General features: G+C 43.8%; 1 protein-coding gene. It reads left to right on the top strand.

Features of this window, described 5'->3' with window-relative positions; all coding sequences use genetic code 11:
- The coding region (locus CN288_RS27910; protein ID WP_141528040.1) for an amino acid adenylation domain-containing protein at positions 1 to 1,145 on the top strand (1,145 nt) is incomplete at both ends.

Below are 1,145 nucleotides of genomic sequence, written 5' to 3'. Positions count from 1 at the left end.
ATCTATACTTCGGGATCAACAGGGAACCCGAAGGGAGTTATGGTAGAACATCACAATGTGATTCGTTTATTTAAATCAACGGAATGTTGGTATCAGTTTGATGAAAAAGATACTTGGACGCTTTTCCATTCTTATGCATTTGACTTCTCAGTATGGGAGATTTGGGGAGCATTGCTCTATGGCGGAAAATTGGTTGTTGTTCCTTACTGGATCAGTCGATCGCCCAAGGATTTCTATCAACTGTTAGTAGAGGAAGAGGTTACGGTTCTGAATCAGACACCATCCGCATTTCGACAATTGATACAAGTGTGTGAACAAGAAGATGAGAATAAAAACTTGCATCTGCGCTATGTCATATTTGGTGGGGAAGCACTCGATCCTACCAGCTTGCTACCATGGTTTCAAAGGTATGGAGAGCAGAACACGCAGCTAATTAATATGTATGGAATTACAGAAACTACCGTTCATGTTACGTATTATCCAATTACGCAAGATGATGTGCAGCATTCTTCAAGAAGTAATATCGGAAAGCGGATTCCAGATTTAGAAGTGTATGTGCTAGACGCTTGTCAACAGCCTGTGCCTATTGGCGTATCTGGTGAACTATATATTGGTGGAGCAGGACTCGCACGTGGGTATTTAAACAGACCTGAATTGACTGCAGAACGTTTCATTCCACATCCATTCAGTAGCGATCCAGGAGCGCGATTATATCGGACAGGGGACTTAGCGAGATACTTGCCGGATGGAAATCTGGATTATCTTGGGCGGATTGATCACCAGGTGAAAATCCGTGGTTTCCGAATTGAGCTCGGGGAAATTGAATCTGCTTTAAACGCGCATGTATCCATAAAAGAGGCTGCTGTAATTGTTCGAGAGGATCAGCCGGGTGATAAACGATTGGTGGCATATGTCGTGGGTGATGGGAATGTAGGTGAGTGGAGAGATTATCTCAAGGCGGAACTACCAAGCCATATGGTTCCTTCAGGATTTGTGATGATGGAAGCTATTCCACTCACTGCTAACGGTAAAGTTGATCGTGAGGCCTTGCCTGTACCAGGGGAGAAGAAAATCGAAAGTGAATGTGTTGCACCCCGGAATGGTAAAGAAGAAACACTGGCTACCATTTGGAAGCAAGTATTAGG

It is taken from the genome of Bacillus sp. AFS023182, from assembly GCF_002560575.1.
Taxonomy (GTDB): domain Bacteria; phylum Bacillota; class Bacilli; order Bacillales; family Bacillaceae_G; genus Bacillus_A; species Bacillus_A arachidis.
This window is presented reverse-complemented; position numbering and strand designations above follow the sequence as displayed.